Annotated in this window: 18 protein-coding genes; 8 read left to right on the top strand and 10 right to left on the bottom strand. The window is 54.8% G+C overall.

The annotated features are described in order from the left end of the window. The 3 genes from HZS80_RS16835 to HZS80_RS16845 all read right to left on the bottom strand — a co-directional run. On the bottom strand, positions 1 to 343 hold a 343-nt coding region (locus HZS80_RS16835), incomplete at its 3' end, for a multicopper oxidase domain-containing protein (protein WP_179916734.1). Positions 344 to 411: 68 nt separating this feature from the next. After that, complete coding sequence (locus tag HZS80_RS16840) at positions 412 to 1,689, bottom strand: sensor histidine kinase (RefSeq protein WP_253507524.1); 1,278 nt, start codon at positions 1,687 to 1,689, stop codon at positions 412 to 414. 170 nt (positions 1,690 to 1,859) lie between these two features. Further along, positions 1,860 to 3,161, bottom strand: coding sequence for an IS1380 family transposase (locus HZS80_RS16845; protein ID WP_179916735.1), 1,302 nt, complete (start codon positions 3,159 to 3,161; stop codon positions 1,860 to 1,862). Positions 3,162 to 3,251: 90 nt separating this feature from the next. Here HZS80_RS16845 and HZS80_RS24175 point away from each other — a divergent pair, with 90 nt between their 5' ends. The 5 genes from HZS80_RS24175 (at position 3,252) to HZS80_RS16870 (ending at position 9,684) form a co-directional block, all read left to right on the top strand. After that, positions 3,252 to 3,386, top strand: a complete 135-nt coding sequence (locus HZS80_RS24175) for an efflux RND transporter permease subunit (protein ID WP_227497867.1) — start codon at positions 3,252 to 3,254, stop codon at positions 3,384 to 3,386. Positions 3,387 to 3,403: 17 nt separating this feature from the next. Next, positions 3,404 to 3,760: a P-II family nitrogen regulator gene (locus tag HZS80_RS16855; protein ID WP_035561679.1), complete on the top strand. Its 357-nt coding sequence runs from the start codon at positions 3,404 to 3,406 to the stop codon at positions 3,758 to 3,760. 285 nt (positions 3,761 to 4,045) lie between these two features. After that, positions 4,046 to 5,185: a TolC family protein gene (locus tag HZS80_RS16860; protein ID WP_241524677.1), complete on the top strand. Its 1,140-nt coding sequence runs from the start codon at positions 4,046 to 4,048 to the stop codon at positions 5,183 to 5,185. Between the two features lie 21 nt (positions 5,186 to 5,206). Then, on the top strand, positions 5,207 to 6,472 hold the full coding sequence (locus HZS80_RS16865) for an efflux RND transporter periplasmic adaptor subunit (protein ID WP_035561686.1): 1,266 nt from the start codon (positions 5,207 to 5,209) through the stop codon (positions 6,470 to 6,472). Between the two features lie 14 nt (positions 6,473 to 6,486). Next, on the top strand, positions 6,487 to 9,684 hold the full coding sequence (locus tag HZS80_RS16870; protein ID WP_179916736.1) for an efflux RND transporter permease subunit: 3,198 nt from the start codon (positions 6,487 to 6,489) through the stop codon (positions 9,682 to 9,684). A 52-nt stretch (positions 9,685 to 9,736) separates the two neighbouring features. On the opposite strand, the gene HZS80_RS16875 is transcribed toward HZS80_RS16870, so the two are convergent. Beyond that, a complete protein-coding gene (locus HZS80_RS16875; protein WP_035561693.1) occupies positions 9,737 to 11,059 on the bottom strand; it encodes an ATP-binding protein in 1,323 nt (440 codons plus the stop codon). 29 nt (positions 11,060 to 11,088) lie between these two features. Further along, entirely contained in the window at positions 11,089 to 11,760 is a 672-nt protein-coding gene (locus HZS80_RS16880) for a response regulator (protein WP_035561696.1), read from the bottom strand. 383 nt (positions 11,761 to 12,143) lie between these two features. Between HZS80_RS16880 and HZS80_RS16885 the strand changes: the two genes are divergently transcribed. Next, on the top strand, positions 12,144 to 13,475 hold the full coding sequence (locus tag HZS80_RS16885; protein ID WP_179916737.1) for an IS1182 family transposase: 1,332 nt from the start codon (positions 12,144 to 12,146) through the stop codon (positions 13,473 to 13,475). A 352-nt stretch (positions 13,476 to 13,827) separates the two neighbouring features. Here the strand turns inward: HZS80_RS16885 and HZS80_RS16890 are convergent, their stop codons facing one another. The 5 genes from HZS80_RS16890 to HZS80_RS16910 all read right to left on the bottom strand — a co-directional run bounded on the left by HZS80_RS16890 (position 13,828) and on the right by HZS80_RS16910 (position 18,018). Next, a complete protein-coding gene (locus HZS80_RS16890) occupies positions 13,828 to 15,129 on the bottom strand; it encodes an IS1380 family transposase (protein ID WP_179916735.1) in 1,302 nt (433 codons plus the stop codon). 135 nt (positions 15,130 to 15,264) lie between these two features. After that, positions 15,265 to 15,930, bottom strand: a complete 666-nt coding sequence (locus HZS80_RS16895) for a response regulator transcription factor (protein WP_113270565.1) — start codon at positions 15,928 to 15,930, stop codon at positions 15,265 to 15,267. 14 nt (positions 15,931 to 15,944) lie between these two features. Continuing rightward, positions 15,945 to 16,445 carry a cupredoxin domain-containing protein gene (locus HZS80_RS16900; protein ID WP_113270640.1) on the bottom strand — a complete coding sequence of 167 codons (501 nt, stop codon included), beginning with the start codon at positions 16,443 to 16,445 and terminating at the stop codon, positions 15,945 to 15,947. A 292-nt stretch (positions 16,446 to 16,737) separates the two neighbouring features. Continuing rightward, complete coding sequence (locus HZS80_RS16905; protein ID WP_113270566.1) at positions 16,738 to 17,643, bottom strand: copper resistance D family protein; 906 nt, start codon at positions 17,641 to 17,643, stop codon at positions 16,738 to 16,740. Between the two features lie 3 nt (positions 17,644 to 17,646). Beyond that, entirely contained in the window at positions 17,647 to 18,018 is a 372-nt protein-coding gene (locus HZS80_RS16910) for a copper resistance CopC family protein (protein ID WP_035561708.1), read from the bottom strand. A gap of 358 nt (positions 18,019 to 18,376) precedes the next feature. On the opposite strand from HZS80_RS16910, the gene HZS80_RS16915 reads away from it, so the two are divergent. Both HZS80_RS16915 and HZS80_RS23880 read left to right on the top strand, forming a co-directional pair. Beyond that, a complete protein-coding gene (locus HZS80_RS16915) occupies positions 18,377 to 18,919 on the top strand; it encodes a hypothetical protein (RefSeq protein WP_113270567.1) in 543 nt (180 codons plus the stop codon). A 40-nt stretch (positions 18,920 to 18,959) separates the two neighbouring features. Further along, complete coding sequence (locus HZS80_RS23880) at positions 18,960 to 19,091, top strand: hypothetical protein (RefSeq protein WP_274542010.1); 132 nt, start codon at positions 18,960 to 18,962, stop codon at positions 19,089 to 19,091. Positions 19,092 to 19,096: the final 5 nt, after the last annotated feature.

Genomic DNA, 19,096 nt, shown 5'->3' on the forward strand with positions numbered 1-19,096 from the left:
TAAGACCATGCCAGTGGATGGAGGTGGACTCGTCCAGCAGGTTGGTGACACGCAGTACGGCGTCTTGACCTTCTTTCAAACGAATCAGCGGGCCAGGACTGGTACCGTTAATGGTAATTGGGTGGGCTTCTTGTCCGTCAATCGGAATGGATTCACGGCGGATAGCGAGTGATATCTCGGGCCCTTCTTCGACGCCCTGTGCATAGACATTCGTACGGCCCCAGGGGCTTGCCCAGGCGGGAGTTAGTCCCATTGCGGCAGCGGAACCTAACCCTAAGGCAGCACCGCCTTTTAGGACTTGCCGGCGAGAAAGCGGGTGAGAAATAATGCTTGAGCGTGCCATGTGTAACTCCCATCAATGATGAATGGCACCATCTTGATGGAAGAACCTGAAACAAAGCTGAATAATGATTAATTAGCTACTTCACCCGCTAGAGGCAGGGTAATCGTAACGCGCAAGCCCCCCAGTGGACTACGCTCAAAATGTGAGTGCCCCAAGTAACGTTCAACTAACTGCGCAAGAATCGACAGGCCTAAACCGTAGCCGGGACGGCGTTCATCCAGTCGTGCGCCACGCTCTCCCAAGCGCGAAAGATCCTCTTCTGCAACGCCGAGGCCGTCATCATCAATGGTGAGCGTGAGTGTGGTAGCGGAGACGGCAATAACACAATTAACGCACCTATTTGACCATTTGCCAGCGTTATCGAGCACGATGCCTAATATTTCAGAAAAGTCGTGAGCCTCAATAGGCACTTGGTCTTTCTCGCCTGCCGAGTGGGCGAGGTTGAAGATACGCTCAGGGTAAAGGCTGCGGAACATCTCGATGAGCCGTGAACTATCACGCGTGACGTTGGCCATTCGCCCCGCGTTAGGGCCTGCAATACGTGAGCGACGCAGCTCCGCATCCAGCTGGGCGTTAATATCCTCAATACGGCTGAGCAGTTTATGGCGTCGGGTTTCATCAATGGGCCGATTGCCACGCAGTACTTGGGTAACGGCTGCCAGCGGGGTTTTTAATGCATGTGATAGGTTCGCGACCGACTCTCTGGAGCGCTTCAAGCGAAGGTCAATGTCATCCATAAACCAGTTCAACTGGTCGACTAATTCATCTAGCTCAGAAGGGGCTATTAATGACAAGCGATCACGTTTGCCCGCTCGCAATGCTTCAAGCTGTTGACGCAGTTGCCAGAGTGGCTTGAGTCCACGATTAACCGCTAACATGTTGAGTATGATGAGCATTCCTAACAGCGCGCTGGCAATCCCACCGACCCACCAGTGCAATGTTGCAAGCCCTGCTTCTACTTGAGAGAAGTCCTCACCCACCAGCAGCACACCCTGCGTGCCCTGCCATTCAAAATGGCGACGATAGACGAGCATGTGTTGCTCGCCGCGATTCACGTCTATTAGAGCATCACCGCTTTCATCTAGCAGCGAAGCCAGCTGTTGCTGCCATTGTGGGTCGGAAGCGCTGACCGAGCCGTTGAAGCGGAGTACGTAGAGATGATGAAAGACTTGATAGCCTTGGCTAACCGAGTCAAGCGCGGCAGGCACGGCGGCTTCACCTTGCTCAAGCTGCGTGACGGCATGGTCGGCTTCGCGCTGAAGACGCTCACCCAAAAAATCCCGAGCAAGATTCTGTAGCAGTATGCCATGCAGTAGCCAGGTCGTCACCACTACGAATAGTGCCACGCCTCCTAGCCCGGATTTCTCATAGGTCCCCAGCAAGTCTCGCAGACTGTGCGGGTTACCGCCATTACCGCTCATTGGCGGCCGTGACTGATCAATAATCGATCAATTTCTGTTGTCCGGACACACGGCCCCCTTTCCCCCATTGAGTCGGGCCGGGGGAGCCCAGGCTTCTATTCCGGAACCAGTTGACGCACCAGGTCAGAGAGTTCGTCTTTGTAAGGATAGGCATCGCTCATCAACACCCGTATGCGTCGAGTGTTGCGAATGATGACCGCGCCCACCTTGATCAGCTTCAGCCGCAGGTTACTGGCGCTCATTCTCTCGAAGGGGGTCTTCTTCAAGTGGGCCCGTAATCGCTCGAACAACGTGTAGGCAAAGCCCGATAAGAGCAACCGCCACTGATTGGTCCACCACCGCGTGCTGGAGGTGCGATCTGCGAACAGACACAACTGCTGATCCTTGATCCGGTTTTCCATGTCACCCCGGGCACAGTATTGCTCGTAGTAGAGTTTAACGCCGTCGTCGTAACGGGAGCTGAGAATGAACCTGGGGTTGGCACCCAGTTCGCCCTCCTCCAGACGCGCGATCACCCAGCGGGGGTGTTTCCAGGTGTGGGCCTGGTACTGGAATCGATAGGTGGCGCAGACTTTTTCACCCAGTTCGTTGTGAGCCTTGCGAACCAGCATCGAGGGTACGTCTACCTCCTTGAGCAGCCGGCTGTTCTTGCTGAGGCCCACCAGATAGTCCACGTTGTTCCGGTCGCACCAGCTCAGCAATCGGGGACGGTAAAAGCCGCTGTCACCCCGGAACACGATGCGGGTATTCGTCCAGTACTGCCGGATGAATTTCACCAGCAGGGCCAGAATGGCCCAGCTGTGGCGGCTGTCGCTTCGGTTGCTGGTGCGCAGGTAGTTCACCAGCAGATGGCGACCGCAGAACACGTACAGCGGGAAGTAACAATGGTGATCGTAGTAGGCGTTAAAGAACTTGCCGGGCTGGTCGCCATGCACCGGAACGTCGGTGCCATCGAAGTCCAGCACGATTTCCTTGGGTGGGGCGTCGTGCTGCTCAATGAAGTGATGCCACAGCAGTTCGTGGGCCTTGACCACGGCCTGCCGGTCCACGCGCTGCTCCATTCGGCACAGTGTTGATTTGCCCGCTAGAATGGCCGCTTCGCCAGTCGCGGTCTGAAGTGCCTGGTCAGCGCGTAACGTTTCGTGATCGTTCAGATCTTCGTATCCGGCGGCTACGCCAAAGACCCGTTGCCGGATCATGGTTTGAAGCTTGTGGCGAACCAGTACCGGATTACGGGCATCGTCCAGCACCGTAGCCAGGCGCTGAGTGAGCTGGTGTTGGTTGTCGACTTCGCGAAGCAAAAGCAGGCCGGCATCGGAGGTGATATGACCACCGGAGAAATCGGCTTCAATTTGACGGCGAGACAGTGGCGAGAAGGTCAGTTTTTCAGGTACCATTTTGGATAGCGGCTGTTGGTGCTTGGTGAACGGTGTAAGGTCCTGAAACTATAGCACTTTCAGCCGCTTTCTTTTATCCCCTCATGAGAAATCCGGGCTAATGTCCAACGGCCACTGGCAACGGTTGTGGTTGGCGGTCTGATCACTTCAACGCTGCTGACGCTGGTGGTGTTGCCCAGTGTGTACCAGTGGTTTGCATCTGAACGTCGTGACGTTTCAGTCTGATAGTCAGGAGACGGTTTATGTATGAAATAAAAGCGTATGTCAGAGAAGTGATGGCAGAGCATGTGGTTGATGCTCTGGCCAAAGTTAAGGGGGTGGCAAGTATTGCTGTCGTGTCTCTCGGCGAATTTGGTCATCTGGTCGGCGATGAGTCGCCTCTGGAGAAAGTGAAGATGGTCAAGCTGGAAATAGACGTAGCGACCGATGATGTCGCTGGTGAAGTTGTGGAACTCATTGTCAGAACGGGCAGAACCCAGGAAGGGCACCCGGGTGACGGCAAGGTGCTTGTATCCCGCCTGGTTCGGGCTGTTCGTATCGACGATGGTGCGACCGACGAGAGCGCACTTCAACCGGCATCAAACCAGCGCTTTTCCTAGATTGGATGGCGGCATCGTGGCCATGAGTCGCGTTGCCGCTTCTCCCCGCCCTTATTGAGGAGCACTTTCAAGTTCCCTGAGCTAATGCCTTCCAAATTCAAGTTCATTTCAACCTTTTCACTTACTATCTCCACCTCTACCTACTTTGTCATGGACGCCTCGCGCCCATGAATTGTGGCTATTTACCCCTTCGGGAGAAAGTCGATGAAGGCAAGCAAGCACTCGCCCAGGGCGTTGCTGTGTTCAGTACTATTGTCTATTCCTCTGTTCGGTCAAGCGGAGACTGTGAATTGGACAAATTGGCTCACTGGCCAGATAAGCAAGCATCCGGATGTCATGGCGGCGACAGAGCAGGCGGCAGCCCGGGATGCGGATGCTGAGGCAAGCGAACAACCGCTGTATAACCCGGAGCTGTCTGTTGGAGCAGACAGAACGGGCAGTGAAAACAACTTTGAGGCAGGGCTGTCACAAACGATCGATTGGTCTGATCAACAGGGTGCGCTAAAGGACAAGGCAAAGCTGATCAGGCTTTCCGCTGAAGCTGATTTGAACGAGGCGGTTTTGGCACAAACGTCCGAGTCGCTGTTTGCGCTTGTCGAGTGGCGCGCGGCGACGCGTGCCGAAGAAATTGCGGAATCCCAGCAACACCGTCTGGATGCCTTGCTGGAGCAGGTTGAGCAACGCCAGCAGGCAGGTGATCTGGGGCGTGCCGATGCAGAGCTTCTGTTTCTAAATCTATCCCGTCAGTTGAGCGAAGTCGCCCAGGCAAAGGCCGCAGTTGATCGGGCAGAAACTCAGGTTCAAGAACGTCTGCCGGACTGGAGGCCTCAGGATGGGGGGATCCCCGGGCACATTTGGCCGGCTCTTGCTTCCAGGGTCGATAACGACAATTTGCTGGCTCATCCGTCAATTGTTGCCGCCCGCGCGAGGTGGCAGGTGCTGCGGAGCGAAGCCGAGGTGGTCAGTCGCAGAGCGACGGCATCTCCCACGGTCGGGCTGAGCGGAGGGCGTGATGGCGGTGAGAACCTGGTTGGCCTGACGTTCTCGATCCCTCTGAATGTCCGTAATAACTACCGTGCCGAAATCCAGGCTGCCAACCGACGATCATTAGAGGCCGAGGCTCGGTTTCAGGCACTTTATCGGAAGCAGCAGTATGGTCTGGCGGGCGCCCGAGCTGCCTGGAAGCGATACGACACCCAACTCAGCCGATGGACAGAACTCTCCCAGGGGCGTGTACAGCGAAGTGCTGATTTGCTTGAGAGGCAGTGGCAGGTCGGCGACCTCTCCACCTCTGAGTATCTCCAGGCGCTGGGCCAGCGCGCGGAGAGTCTGAAAACCGGTATTGAACTGGAAAAGCAGGCGCAGCTGGGTCTGATTGAGCTATTGAGTCAGTCTGGCGAACTGATCACCCCCTTCCAACAATAGTCTGGAAACTGGATATTCATTATGAAAAAAGCTCTGATTTCAGTATTCGCATTGACGTTGCTTACAGCCCCACTTTCTTTTGTACAGGCAGAGGAAGATGCTCATCAGGAAGCCGGTCATGATCATGCTGCCAGTGGCGACGATCATCAGGAAGTCACCGGTGAGGAGGGCGAGCATAAGGAAGATCATGGTGAAGAAGGTGAGCATGAGGAGGAAGGTGATCATGAAGAGGAAGGGGGGCACGGCCACGAAGACGAGAACGGTGGCCATGAAGAAGCGGCCACCGCAAGCATCAATGCCAAACAGAAAGAGCTCGCCGGCATTGAAGTAGCAACCCTCGAAAGCAAGCGCGTTGACTATGAAATTTACGCGCCCGGTGAGCTGCTGACCAACGGCTATACCAGCTATCACGTGTCCCCCCGGGTTGCCTCAGTGGTGCTGCGGCGTCACGTGGAACTGGGTGAGCACGTAACCAAGGGCCAGCCGCTGGTAACCCTGTTCAGTGAGACGGTGGCACAGGCGCAGGCGGATTACAGGAAAGCTTTTCCTGAATGGAAGCGAATCAGCGGGCTGGGTCGTTCCGTGGTTGGCGATCAGCGGTTCAATACAGCGAAAGCCAACATTGAAGCGGCAAGCGCGACTCTGCTTGCTTACGGGCTGAACGATGATGACATTGGTGCGTTGAAGGCCAGCGGGGTGGATAGTCTCGGTGAATACATGCTCAGGGCTCGCGTGGATGGTGCAGTACTGACCGATGAGTTTGAGCAAGGACAAAGAGTTGAGGCTGGCCAGCCGCTGGTGACTCTTGCTGATGAGAGTGAGCTTTGGGTAGAAGCCCATCTGCCAGCAAGCTCCGACATTGTTCTAGAGAAGGGCGCGGAAGCCGAAGTCAGGGCAGCGGGTCGTGTGGCCGTGGCAACGGTGTCCCAGGAAGCCCACACCATTGATCCTGTGACCCGCACGCGGATTGTCAGGCTGGAGCTGGACAATCCTGAAGATCGTTTTCATCCAGGAATGTTCGCAGATGTGTATTTTCGTTTTAAGACCAGCGAGCCGGTGCTTGCCGTGCCGGAGACTGCATTGATGCGTGGCGCGGACGGCGACTGGACGGTCTATGTGGAAGAGGCCGAAGGCGAGTATGAACCCGTGGAAGTGGAACTGGGCCGCTCAATTGGCGGGCTCCGTGAGGTTTCCGGCCTGGCTGCGGGCCAACGAGTCGTTTTGCGGGGCGCATTTTTTGTGGCCTCTGAAATTGCCAAAGGCGGCTTTGATCCGCACAACCACTGATTCCGGGAGTCATTATGTTCAACCGAGTTGTCGACTGGGCGGTTCAGAACCGCCTGTTGGTTCTTATTGCGCTTGCAGTGCTTATCGCCACGGCCGCGTTTCAGATACCAAAACTGAATCTTGATGCTTTCCCCGACGTTACAAACGTCCAGGTCGCTGTTAATACAGAGGCGCCCGGACTTGCGGCTGAGGAAGTCGAGCAGCTGATCACCTATCCCATTGAAGCGGTGATGTATGCGTTGCCGGATGTTGAGGAGGTTCGGTCCATCTCCAAAACCGGGTTGTCTGGTGTCACCGTGGTCTTTAAAGAGGGCACGGATATCTATTTCGCGCGCCAACTGGTTTTCGAGCGGTTGCAGGCCGCGCGGGAGCTGATTCCGGACGGGGTCGGGGTGCCTGAAATGGGGCCGAATACGTCCGGTCTTGGCCAGGTCTACCAGTACTTGCTGATAGCGGACCCGGATTCGGGGTACGACGCAATGGAATTGCGCAGCTTGCACGACTGGCTGGTCAAACTGTTGCTGATACCGGCTGAAGGGGTTACGGAAATCCTGTCGTTTGGCGGAGAGGTCCGCCAGTACCAGGTTAACCTGAACCCGGCGCGAATGCTGTCCTATGACTTATCACAGAACGATGTCATGGAAGCCCTGGAGAACAACAACTCCAATGTTGGGGGCTGGTATATGGGCCGCGGGCAGGAGCAGTTGGTTATTCGCGGTATGGGCTGGCTGGGTAATGGCGAGCAGGGGCTCGAGCAGATCCGTCAGGTGCCCGTTAAAACCAGTGATGGCATTACAGTGACAGTGAACGATGTCGCCGAGGTAGCGCTGGGCACTGAAATTCGCCAGGGTGCGGTAACCATGACCCGGAAGGATGAAGCCGGTCAGGTTGAACAACTGGGTGAAGTGGTTTCTGGCATTGTACTCAAACGAATGGGGGCCAACACAAAAGCCACCATCGACGGCATCGAGGCCCGCATTGATCGCATAAATCAGGCGCTTCCGAGTGGGGTTCGTTTTGAGCCCTATTACAACCAGGCGGATCTGGTGACCAAGGCCGTAGAGACGGTGACCAATGCACTTCTGTTGGCTTTTGTGTTTATTGCGATCGTGCTTGCCCTGTTTCTGATGAATCTTCGGGCAGCAACGCTCGTGCTGCTTTCTATACCGATTTCTATCGGTATTGCGCTGATGATCATGGCCTGGTTCGGTCTCTCGGCCAACCTGATGTCTCTGGGCGGCATTGCTGTGGCAATTGGCATGCTGGTGGACGGCTCTGTTGTTATGGTCGAGAACATGTTCAAACATCTGACGCATCCGGATGCTGAGCATGACGCCCGTCGGGATGAATTGGTGAAAAACGACCCTGACCCATTGGACGCGTCACACGATGACCATGGCATTGCGCTTCGACTGCAGGAGGCAGGCCGGGAAGTGGCGCGACCAATTTTTTTCGCGACGGCGATTATCCTGGTCGTTTTCATGCCTTTATTCAGCTTTGAAGGTGTGGAAGCCAAGCTTTTCCAGCCAATGGCGATCAGCATCATGCTGGCCATTGTGTCCGCTGTGATCGTCGCTCTGGTGGTTGTACCCGCGCTGGCGTCATACATGTTCCGTAAGGGTATCCGGGAGCGGGAAAGCTTCATTCTAAAACCCCTGGAAAAGCTCTATCGCATGGGGCTTGCCTGGTCACTGAAGCATAGCCGCGTGGTTGTTGGCGCGGCGGCTGTTCTTGTTGTGCTGGCGGCGCTGGTTGTGCCACGACTCGGCACGGAGTTCGTGCCTGAACTGGAAGAGGGCACGATTAACCTCCGGGTGACCCTGGCCCCTTCATCAAGCCTTGATACGGCGCTTGAAGTGGCGCCAAAACTGGAAGCCATGCTGATGGAATTTCCAGAAGTGACCTACGCGCTGTCCCGGGCGGGGCGGGCGGAAATAGGCGGCGATCCGGAGCCCGTCAACAACATCGAAATCTACATTGGCCTCAAGCCAACAGCCGAGTGGACCAGCGCCAGTAATCGCTATGAATTGCAGGCCCTGTTTGAGGCGAAGCTCGAACAGCACCCGGGGCTACTGTTTAACTTTTCTCAGCCTATTGCAACTCGGGTTGACGAATTGTTGTCTGGTGTCCGCGCGCAGTTGGCCATCAAACTCTTTGGCCCGGATCTCAAGGTGCTGGCCGAGAAAGGCCAACAGATCGAAGCGGCGGTCCGAACTGTTCAGGGGACCCGGGACGTGGCCATGGAGCAGATTGCCGGTGAAGCGCAGTTGGTGGTTCAGCCAGACCGTCAGGCACTCTCCCGGTACGGACTCGCCGTGTCTGATGTGATGAGTGTCGTCCGGGACGGACTGGGTGGTGCCGCTGCGGGCCAGATCATCAACGGCAACGAGCGGTATGATATCTATGTGCGTCTGGCCAAACGTTTCCGGGAAGACCGGGATGCCATTGCCGATCTCAGGTTACAGGCGCCGTCCGGAGCCTGGGTGAGACTTGGTGATGTTGCCGATATCTCTATTCAGTCCGGTCCGCCTCAGGTGCGCCGCGATGACGTTCAGCGCCGTGTGGTCATTCAGTCTAATGTGCAGGGTCGTGACATGGGCAGTGTGGTTGCCGATATTCAGGATGTTATCGCGTCAGAAGTGAACCTTCCCCCCGGCTATTCGGTGGATATTGGTGGTCAGTTTGAAAACCAGCAGCGAGCTCAGAAACGATTGACCATTGTGGTCCCTGTATCTCTGGGCCTGATTGCGCTGTTGCTGTACTTTGCTTTCAGTTCGGTTGGTCAGGCACTGTTAATCCTTGTCAACGTGCCGCTTGCTGTCATTGGTGGCGTCTTTTCGCTCTGGATTTCCGGCCAGTACCTTTCAGTCCCCAGTTCCGTTGGATTTATCACACTGTTTGGTGTGGCGGTGCTTAACGGGGTCGTCATGGTCGAAAGCATCAATCAGCGAATACAGGATGGGTTGAGCATGGATGCCGCGGTGTTTGAAGGTGCCGTCTCCCGTTTACGTCCTGTCTTGATGACAGCAATAACCTCGGCGCTCGGCTTGATACCGATGCTGTTGTCGACGGGCGTGGGTGCTGAAATCCAGAAGCCACTGGCCAGCGTGATTGTTGGTGGTCTCGTGACTGCAACTTTCCTGACACTCTTTGTTTTGCCGGTTCTGTTCGGTCGCTTTTCAAGAGCCAAGGTGAGTGATATCCAACGGTAAAAAATGGGAGAAGCCGCGCTGCGTCATCGACGGTTGCCTTTCTGGAGGTTTTCTAATCCGGAAGTGGCAGTAGAATGACAATGCTGGCTCCTCCGTTTTTTGAGGTACCCATGTTCATCTGTCCGAGGTTGTCTTCGACAATCTCGGACACGATGGACAATCCGAGCCCGAAACCGGCGACCGTTTCATCCAGCCTGGTACCCCTGTTCATGACAGTGGCTGCCGCCTCGGGAGAAATTCCGGGGCCATCGTCCGCTACTTCTATGGAGAGTCCTGATGACGTGCGGGCGATTGTAACGTCGACGGTTGTCTGGCACCACTTCCCGCCATTTTCGAGTAAATTGCCAAGTAGCTCTGAAAGATCCTGTCGCTCCATTGGCCAGCTGAAGTTTTCAGGTAAGTTGGTGTGGAGGCGAAAAACCGTGTCAGGGAAGATTTTTTCCATAACGGTGATGACACTTGCCGTGATTTCAACCGGCATGCACGTCCGTCCCATCTGTCTGCCTGATATGTCTGCTTTGCTCATCCGGTATTTCAGGGATTTGTCAAGCTCCCGCAAGTTAGAGGCCATAAACACAACATCCTCCCGGGACGGAGGCAAGGTATCGATATCCGACAAAATGGCAAGATTGGCAGAAATAGAGGTTTTGACCAGGTGAGAGAGATCGGAATTCAGGCGGCGGTGGCGGTCCAGCCGCCGGTTTGACAGCTCGAGCAAATCATTGAGCTGCCGGATCAGCGGACGAAACTCTTCCGGCACGTGAGGGTTCAGACGACTTTGTTTCCCGGATTGGAGCCGTCTCAGGTCCTCTTTTATCCTACTGATGGGCTTTAACGTCAGATGTGTGGTGGTTCCAATCAGTGCCAGCAGTATCGCCAGAAGAACGGCCGAGGCACCGAGCAATGTCAGGTGGGCCTTCAGCGGTCGTTCAGAGAGCGCCCCCTCGGTTTCAAGAACGGTGATTGAGGCCAGTTTTTCACTGGCGGAGAAAATGCGTTTGAGCCCGAAAAGCGTGTTCGCACCCTGCGCTATGTGGATGAAACCCTCGGGCTTCTCTGCAGCGCCCTGCAGTTGGCTCTGGTCAAAGTTCGGGCTCGCCAGGACGCTTCCGCTAGCCGTTTCGATGACGATGGCATGCCCCAGAAGCATTTCAAACTGATTGATCATGTTGCTGAGGTCGTCGGTTGTGGGGGATTCAGCCTCAATGATTGCCTGAAAGTTTCCCAGCTCTTTGTTCAGGTGTTGCTTCCTGGACTCGTCCGATAGTTGCTTTATCACGTAGGTGTGTGAAAAGAATATCAGAGTAAAATATACGAGGCTGAAAACAGCCCCATACTGAATGGCTGTTCTGCGGATACTTTTCGGAGCAGACATATTTTAACCTGGTTGGTTCACTCGGGCGTTCAGCGGTTAGGATCTTTTTCGAAGAAGTAGCCCTGGCCACGCAAAGTCTTGATTTTATTGCCCCCTATTATTTTTCTGAGCCTGGCTATATAGACCTGAACAACATTTCTGGTGGGGCATCTTTCTATGTTGTAGAGGGTTTCAACCAGGTCGTCCTGGGAAAACACCCGGTCCGGTGAACGGAGGAAACACTGCAAAAGGCGGAATTCCGTAGCTGTCAGTCTGAACTCTTTCTGGTCGGGCGTGGTAAGCGTTCGGTAGGTGGCGTTGAGATGAAATCCGTCGACGCTGATCTGGTCTGTCGTTCTGCCGTCCTTTCTGCGGATAATCGCACTGAGCCGGGCTTTCAGTTCATCAAACTCAAACGGTTTGGGAAGGTAATCGTCGGCACCCGCGTTCAACCCTTCTACTCTCTCAGTCCAGTTGGAGCGTGCGGTCAGAATAAGGATGGCCTCTTTTTTCCCGTTTTTTCTCCATCTTTGCATTAAAGACAGTCCATTTTCATCGGGCAGTCCGATATCGAGAATAACGGCCTGGTAGGAGCTTGTTTCAATCAACGAGTCCGCTTCTTTGCCGGTTTTGGCGATATCGACTGTGTAGTGCGCCTGCGCAAGCCAGTCCGATATTCTTTTGGCAAGTACCGCATTGTCCTCAACAATCAGAATTTTCATTTGTAAGCGCCGTTTTTCGAGGTGGGAAAGTTTCGCCAGTCTGCCATGGATTGTACCAGTAACGGCAACTCCCCAGAAAAACAGCAACCCGTTAAAAATGGGGGGTTACCGGTCGACTTTTCAGTTTGATTTCAGTTGCACCGGGTAGCGTCAACAATCGAGCCACGAACGCGAGAAGCTGTATATACATGGTTTTAGGAGCAACCTATGAGCGATAGACATTTCTATGCAGGTGTGTCCAGGCGCCGCCTTATACAAGGAGCTGCCACAATGGGACTTCTTGCCGGTTTCGACAGTTTGTTACCGGCCTATGCTAGGAGTCTGCGCGGCAGGAGCCACCTTCTGGCATAATACGTAAAAATTCTTCAGCACCGGAGAATCCGATGGGAACCACCTTCCGCCCCTATTCACCTGATCAGGAACTGCTTCTTCCCCCGAGCCTGAACGAGTGGCTGCCCGAAGGGCATCTGGCCTATTTCATCAGTGACGTGGTCGAGGAACTGGATCTGAGTGCCTTCTACGCCCGGTATGAAGGGAGCGGTCGGCGCAACTCGCCTTTCGATCCGCGGATGATGTTGAAGGTGTTGATCTATGCGTACGCGACCGGCGTGTTTTCATCACGAAAGATCGCCCGGAAGTTGGAAGAAGATGTCGCCCTTCGGGTCCTGGCGGCTGGCAATTTCCCCAGACACCGCACTATCTGCGATTTTCGCAAGCAACACCTGGCTGCGTTCAAGGCCGTATTTATTCAGGTGGTCCGGATCGCCCAGGAAGCGGAATTGGTTACTCTCGGTACGCTGGCGATTGATGGCACCAAGGTCCGGGCCAACGCCAGTAAGCACAAGGCCATGAGCTATGACCGCATGCGGGAGGAAGAAGAAGAAGCCCGTCTGTCAAAAGAGGTTGATGAGCTTTGTGGCCAGGCTCGCCGTGTGGATGAATCGGAAGACCAACAGTTTGGCCCGGATCAGCGGGGCGACGAGTTACCCGAAGAGCTTCAGCACCGTCAGGGGCGGCTGGACAAGATCCGGGCAGCGAAGGAGAAACTGGAAGCGGATCAAAAAACGCAAGATGAGGCCAAAGGCCGGCATCCAGACGATGATCGCCGCTCACCCAAGGGTGGCCGGAACTTCAAGAGAGATTATGGAGTTCCGGAGGACAAGGCTCAGAGTAACTTTACCGACCCCCAAAGCCGGATCATGAAAACGAATGATGGGTTCCAGCAATGCTATAACGGCCAACTGGCCGTGGATGGCGAGTTCCAGATCATCGTGGGCAACCGCCAGGGTAACAACCCCAGTGATAACGGCTGTCTGGTGCCGCTGCTGGGCGAGGTAAAAGAAACTCTGGGAAGTTACCCAGGCCAATGTCTGGCTGATGCGGGTTATCGCAAAGAGGAAGACTTGCAGGCATTGGAGACAAAAGGCATAGATGGCTACGTCTCGCTGCGCCGGGAAGGCAAAAAAACCGGAGATATAAACGCGAGCCGGTACCCGGCGACGGCCCGCATGGAGGAGAAGCTTACCACGGCGGAGGGGCGAGCAGTCTACGCTCAGCACAAGCACATGGTTGAGGCGGTGAATGGCTGGATCAAGAATGTCCTGGGCTTCCGGCAGTTCGGCTTGCGGGGCCTTCAGGCGGTGCAGGGTGAATGGGATCTTGTCTGTCTGTCGCTCAATCTCAGGCGCATGAGTTCACTGATGAGGTTGGCATAAGTCGCTGAGGCAGCCTTTGGCTCACGGTAGGTACAGCTGGGGCCCTGCGATGCCCCTTTTAACCGGTTAACTGGCTGGATCGAAAGCGATGATGGAGCCGATCCGATATCGCGAACACTCCTTCCGGCCAGACAATGATCCGGTCTGGCGGAAACGAGGGCTCAAAACGTTTCTGCCGCGCAGACTCCTAGCCCGGATTTCTCATAGGTCCCCAGCAAGTCTCGCAGACTGTGCGGGTTACCGCCATTACCGCTCATTGGCGGCCGTGACTGATCAATAATCGATCAATTTCTGTTGTCCGGACACACGGCCCCCTTTCCCCCATTGAGTCGGGCCGGGGGAGCCCAGGCTTCTATTCCGGAACCAGTTGACGCACCAGGTCAGAGAGTTCGTCTTTGTAAGGATAGGCATCGCTCATCAACACCCGTATGCGTCGAGTGTTGCGAATGATGACCGCGCCCACCTTGATCAGCTTCAGCCGCAGGTTACTGGCGCTCATTCTCTCGAAGGGGGTCTTCTTCAAGTGGGCCCGTAATCGCTCGAACAACGTGTAGGCAAAGCCCGATAAGAGCAACCGCCACTGATTGGTCCACCACCGCGTGCTGGAGGTGCGATCTGCGAACAGACACAACTGCTGATCCTTGATCCGGTTTTCCATGTCACCCCGGGCACAGTATTGCTCGTAGTAGAGTTTAACGCCGTCGTCGTAACGGGAGCTGAGAATGAACCTGGGGTTGGCACCCAGTTCGCCCTCCTCCAGACGCGCGATCACCCAGCGGGGGTGTTTCCAGGTGTGGGCCTGGTACTGGAATCGATAGGTGGCGCAGACTTTTTCACCCAGTTCGTTGTGAGCCTTGCGAACCAGCATCGAGGGTACGTCTACCTCCTTGAGCAGCCGGCTGTTCTTGCTGAGGCCCACCAGATAGTCCACGTTGTTCCGGTCGCACCAGCTCAGCAATCGGGGACGGTAAAAGCCGCTGTCACCCCGGAACACGATGCGGGTATTCGTCCAGTACTGCCGGATGAATTTCACCAGCAGGGCCAGAATGGCCCAGCTGTGGCGGCTGTCGCTTCGGTTGCTGGTGCGCAGGTAGTTCACCAGCAGATGGCGACCGCAGAACACGTACAGCGGGAAGTAACAATGGTGATCGTAGTAGGCGTTAAAGAACTTGCCGGGCTGGTCGCCATGCACCGGAACGTCGGTGCCATCGAAGTCCAGCACGATTTCCTTGGGTGGGGCGTCGTGCTGCTCAATGAAGTGATGCCACAGCAGTTCGTGGGCCTTGACCACGGCCTGCCGGTCCACGCGCTGCTCCATTCGGCACAGTGTTGATTTGCCCGCTAGAATGGCCGCTTCGCCAGTCGCGGTCTGAAGTGCCTGGTCAGCGCGTAACGTTTCGTGATCGTTCAGATCTTCGTATCCGGCGGCTACGCCAAAGACCCGTTGCCGGATCATGGTTTGAAGCTTGTGGCGAACCAGTACCGGATTACGGGCATCGTCCAGCACCGTAGCCAGGCGCTGAGTGAGCTGGTGTTGGTTGTCGACTTCGCGAAGCAAAAGCAGGCCGGCATCGGAGGTGATATGACCACCGGAGAAATCGGCTTCAATTTGACGGCGAGACAGTGGCGAGAAGGTCAGTTTTTCAGGTACCATTTTGGATAGCGGCTGTTGGTGCTTGGTGAACGGTGTAAGGTCCTGAAACTATAGCACTTTCAGCCGCTTTCTTTTATCCCCTCATGAGAAATCCGGGCTAGCCAGGCGAGTAGTCGAAAACGTAAACTGCGCCGATCAATGTGAAGCAAAGAAATACCCCTGGCCGCGGCGAGTTTGGATAATTGATTTGCCTAGATAACGGCGCAGACGAGCGATATAGACTTCGACCAAGTTAGGTGCGGCGGCATCCTGTTCCAGGGCATAGAGCTGCTCTAATAACTGCTCTTTGGAGTGAATGCGATCTGGATGCAGCATTAAGTAGCGTAGTAATCGAAACTCTGTCGCCGTTAGCGAACGCCAAGTTTCTCCCTCTAGGCATACTCGTTGACCTGCTTCATCCAGCGATACGCCATTGAGCGTCACAACTTGAGATAACTGACCAGACTGCCTGCGCAGCAGTGCCTTCAAACGGGCCATAAGCTCGGCTTCATGGAAGGGTTTTGCTAGGTAATCATCGGCACCCGTTTCAAGACCAATGACTTTATCTTCCCAAGTATCGCGCGCCGTCAAGATCAAGATAGGCGTGCTGCGTTTTTGCTTGCGCCACTGGGCTAGTAGATCTAGTCCCGAGCCATCGGGCAAACCGAGATCTAAGATAGCCAGCTCGTAATGCTCGGTTGCCATTAGCGACTTGGCCGCTTTCAATGAAGCGGCCAAGTCGACAAGGTAACCGTTGTCCTTGAGACTCTCTGCCAAGCTTTCTGCCAGCAAATCATCATCTTCGAGTAGCAACAGTTTCATGGGTAAACGTCAGATTAGAAAGTAAAATTGCCGTACATGCCGGATTCGTAATGGCCGGGAATGTTACAAGCATACTCTAGCTCGTTAGTATTATCAGGAACACTCCATAATAGAGTCCCGGTGTCACCAGGTGCAATTGTGACGCCTGCCATGCTCATATTGGCCATATCGTGGCCTTCACCTTGTGACATGTTTGACATGTCATGACCTTCGCCATTTGCCATGTCTAGCATCATTTTTCGATGCTCTTCATGGGCTTCTTTACTGCCAATCACAAATTCATGCTCTAAATTGCCGGTGTTGGTGATTTCAAATTTAACCACCTCCCCAGCCGCCAGTTCTAGCTCTTCAGGGTCGAACCACATATCGCCAGCCTCGAGACTGATCGTGCGGTCGACGTCAGACTCAGTTAGGCCGCTATCCCCGCCGCCATGGCCAGGTGCAGCCCACGTGGCGCTTGTTACTAAGCCTAGTGAAAGAGCAAATAAAGACGTTACTAAAGTGTTTTTGCGCATGGTCATTTACCTCAGAGGTTATTGTCACTTGTTCTTTATACGGTGTTAACCTGAAACGAGCCTGAACCTAACGTAATAATAGGATCTGCTGCACAACAGTATTTCTAATATGATGATGGATCCTGACTAGATACTGCTCTCTAATTAGTGTCAACACTGCAGCAATGACTTTTCGTCTTTTTGGTGCAATGCCTATGGCAGCATCCGCCTAAACCTCAGTGTACGGCCCACAAGAAGGCGACCGTTAATGTTCGATCTCTGGATCGGCTCTACAAGGTGGTTGCCCTGTTGGTCACCCATTCGGTGATGTCACCCTTGTCAGCACCGCCGTAATCAGCAGGACAACCACGACCAGCACCACCTCCAGCGCAATACTGCGCTGCAAACGTCGTGGGGCTGTTGCGTCGCCGCTCTCAAAGGCAGGTACAAGCCGCCACTTGTTCGCGGCAGCAAATAACAGCAGCACCGCGACAATCAATACTTTGCCGATCAAGAACTGTCCATATGCCGTGGTGAGCAGGGGTGTGAGACCGCCTGTTAGCAGCGTGGCCAAAGTGACGCCCGCCAGTACCAACACGCCAACTCCGCCCATGGCGAGTTGCCCGAAACGGGTCAGAATACGGGCGGTATTGCCGTGGTTGTAATGTTGCCCCACTAAGTGGAACAGCGGCCACAGCGAGGCTACCCAGAACGCCGCCGCCATCAAGTGAATGATCAGCAAGCCAGCCAGAACGAGGCGTGGGGTGTTCACCGTATGTCCCACCTGCACGAACGCCAGCATCACCAGTAACACGCCCACTAGGCTCAAGCTATTGGCTGTTTTTGAGAGTGTTAAGTTATTGAGCTGAATCGCCTGGACCAACAGCAAGCCAGTTACCACCAGTATCAGCCGGGTCCCGGACGCACCCTCGAACACGATCCCGAGTAGCATTGGGTTGGTTGCAGCCGCTATATTGCCGCCCCCAAGGTAACCAGCTTCTAAAGGCCACTGGAACAGAATCAGGATAATCCCGGCCCAGACAGCAAGGACACCCATGCGGGCGACGTGCCTCCGGTCATGTTCAGGGAGTTGGGGAAATGCTAGACGAAACAACACGGCTCCCGTCGCGACTAGGGCACTGAGGTAAACCCCGGCCGCCACGAGAATCATCGCGACGGTCCAGACGTCGAGGCTATTTACGGAGAACCACCAGGCCATGGGTCAGGGCTCGACCGAGAAGTTAAAACCGTCGGTCATCATGTGCCCGTCATCCGATAGGCCGCGCCAGCGTACCTGGTAGTCCCCAGCCGAAAGAATTTCACCTGGTTTTACGAAGTAGCGTTCGACCTGTTCACTGCCTGGCTGACCATCAAGAGGAACAGAGCCGTCCGGGCCTGTCACTTCAAACTGGGTGATACGCATCATGCCACCAAACTCAATGCCAATCTCTGCTGGGGAATCCTGAATGGTCACGCCATCCTTAGGTGAAGTGCTTGCGCCCCCTTCATGGGCCAGCACTGGGATTGCTAGCGACAGCAACAGCGTTGCTAAGGTAGCGTGAATGATAGGGAGCGAACTCGTCTTCTTTTGCATACCGTATCCTTATATATTTTTAGGGTTGAATGGATGCCGTTACTTCATCGCGGAGGCGCTAAAACTGATTCGGCTGAGCCTTCTTACATCGTTCATCTGCCCTGTTTGGCGAACAAGGCGCATGGCGTCGTGCTTTTCTTCATGGAAATGAGTCGGTGTTATAACGTGCCAACCTGAAACAGGGCTGAAAATGGCGGAAAAAATGATCTGTGACAACACTTAGGTATTGGGATCGGTTTCTCCTTTACCTTTGGGCCACCTATAGGTTGTAGGTTTATAACGAAAGCTAACTCCGCCTTCTTCCATTTTTAATGGATAAGGCGATGTCTCGACCAGCAACATGATAAGAGGAAATATCATGGTTAAGCACAAGATGATCTTTGCCATTGGTCTGGCTGCAAGCCTCAGTGTCCCCAGCAGCGCCATTTTCGCTCAAGGTATGAGCCAAGGCGCCCAAGGTCAGGGCAATATGATGGACGGCCAAGTCGGTATGGGTTCGGGCATGATGATGGGCAGTCAAGAAGACATGTACCCAGGAATGATGATGGGAGGGCAAAGCGGGATGATGCCTTGTCCAATGATGGGAGGCATGGGGAGCATGGGCGGTATGCTCGACGAGCAGCAGATGAGTACCATGCGTGAGATGCGCCAAGAACACCGCGCGGCCCAGCTTGAGCGGATGGGCGAATTGATGAACCTGCGCGACGACATGATGCAAATCATGCAGACTGAACGCCCTGAACAATGGAAAGTAAAGACGCTGCATGCTCAAATGGCCAGCCTTCATGGCGATATGATGGCTGATAACGTGCGCATGCATAACCAGATGCAGGACTTACTAACCGACGAGCAGCGTGAACAAATGAGTGGAAGCATGCCCAGCCACCATGGCTCGCAATAAGCCATGGGGATTGCCTATTCCTTATAGGAGTGATGCCATAATGAACGCGAAATGCTTTGCTTTTATGGGGTCAATGGGGTGGTTAGGCTGGTTGATGCCCCTGGCCATGCTGTTATTAGTTGGCTTGGCGATCGCGTCGCTGGCCAAGTACCTCTTCAGTCGTTCACGTTAAGGAGT

Source organism: Vreelandella glaciei, assembly GCF_013415125.1.
Taxonomy (GTDB): Bacteria; Pseudomonadota; Gammaproteobacteria; order Pseudomonadales; family Halomonadaceae; genus Vreelandella; species Vreelandella glaciei.

Bases quoted from the DNA above. Each gene is read 5' to 3' on its own strand.
- HZS80_RS16905 (WP_113270566.1), bottom strand. From the start codon at position 17,643: ATGGCCTGGTGGTTCTCCGTAAATAGCCTCGACGTCTGGACCGTCGCG.
- HZS80_RS16895 (WP_113270565.1), bottom strand. From the start codon at position 15,930: ATGAAACTGTTGCTACTCGAAGATGATGATTTGCTGGCAGAAAGCTTG.
- HZS80_RS16900 (WP_113270640.1), bottom strand. From the start codon at position 16,445: ATGCGCAAAAACACTTTAGTAACGTCTTTATTTGCTCTTTCACTAGGC.
- HZS80_RS23880 (WP_274542010.1), top strand. From the start codon at position 18,960: ATGAACGCGAAATGCTTTGCTTTTATGGGGTCAATGGGGTGGTTAGGC.
- HZS80_RS16865 (WP_035561686.1), top strand. From the start codon at position 5,207: ATGAAAAAAGCTCTGATTTCAGTATTCGCATTGACGTTGCTTACAGCC.
- HZS80_RS16875 (WP_035561693.1), bottom strand. From the start codon at position 11,059: ATGTCTGCTCCGAAAAGTATCCGCAGAACAGCCATTCAGTATGGGGCT.
- HZS80_RS16845 (WP_179916735.1), bottom strand. From the start codon at position 3,161: ATGGTACCTGAAAAACTGACCTTCTCGCCACTGTCTCGCCGTCAAATT.
- HZS80_RS16910 (WP_035561708.1), bottom strand. From the start codon at position 18,018: ATGCAAAAGAAGACGAGTTCGCTCCCTATCATTCACGCTACCTTAGCA.
- HZS80_RS16915 (WP_113270567.1), top strand. From the start codon at position 18,377: ATGGTTAAGCACAAGATGATCTTTGCCATTGGTCTGGCTGCAAGCCTC.
- HZS80_RS16890 (WP_179916735.1), bottom strand. From the start codon at position 15,129: ATGGTACCTGAAAAACTGACCTTCTCGCCACTGTCTCGCCGTCAAATT.
- HZS80_RS16870 (WP_179916736.1), top strand. From the start codon at position 6,487: ATGTTCAACCGAGTTGTCGACTGGGCGGTTCAGAACCGCCTGTTGGTT.
- HZS80_RS16855 (WP_035561679.1), top strand. From the start codon at position 3,404: ATGTATGAAATAAAAGCGTATGTCAGAGAAGTGATGGCAGAGCATGTG.
- HZS80_RS16880 (WP_035561696.1), bottom strand. From the start codon at position 11,760: ATGAAAATTCTGATTGTTGAGGACAATGCGGTACTTGCCAAAAGAATA.
- HZS80_RS16885 (WP_179916737.1), top strand. From the start codon at position 12,144: ATGGGAACCACCTTCCGCCCCTATTCACCTGATCAGGAACTGCTTCTT.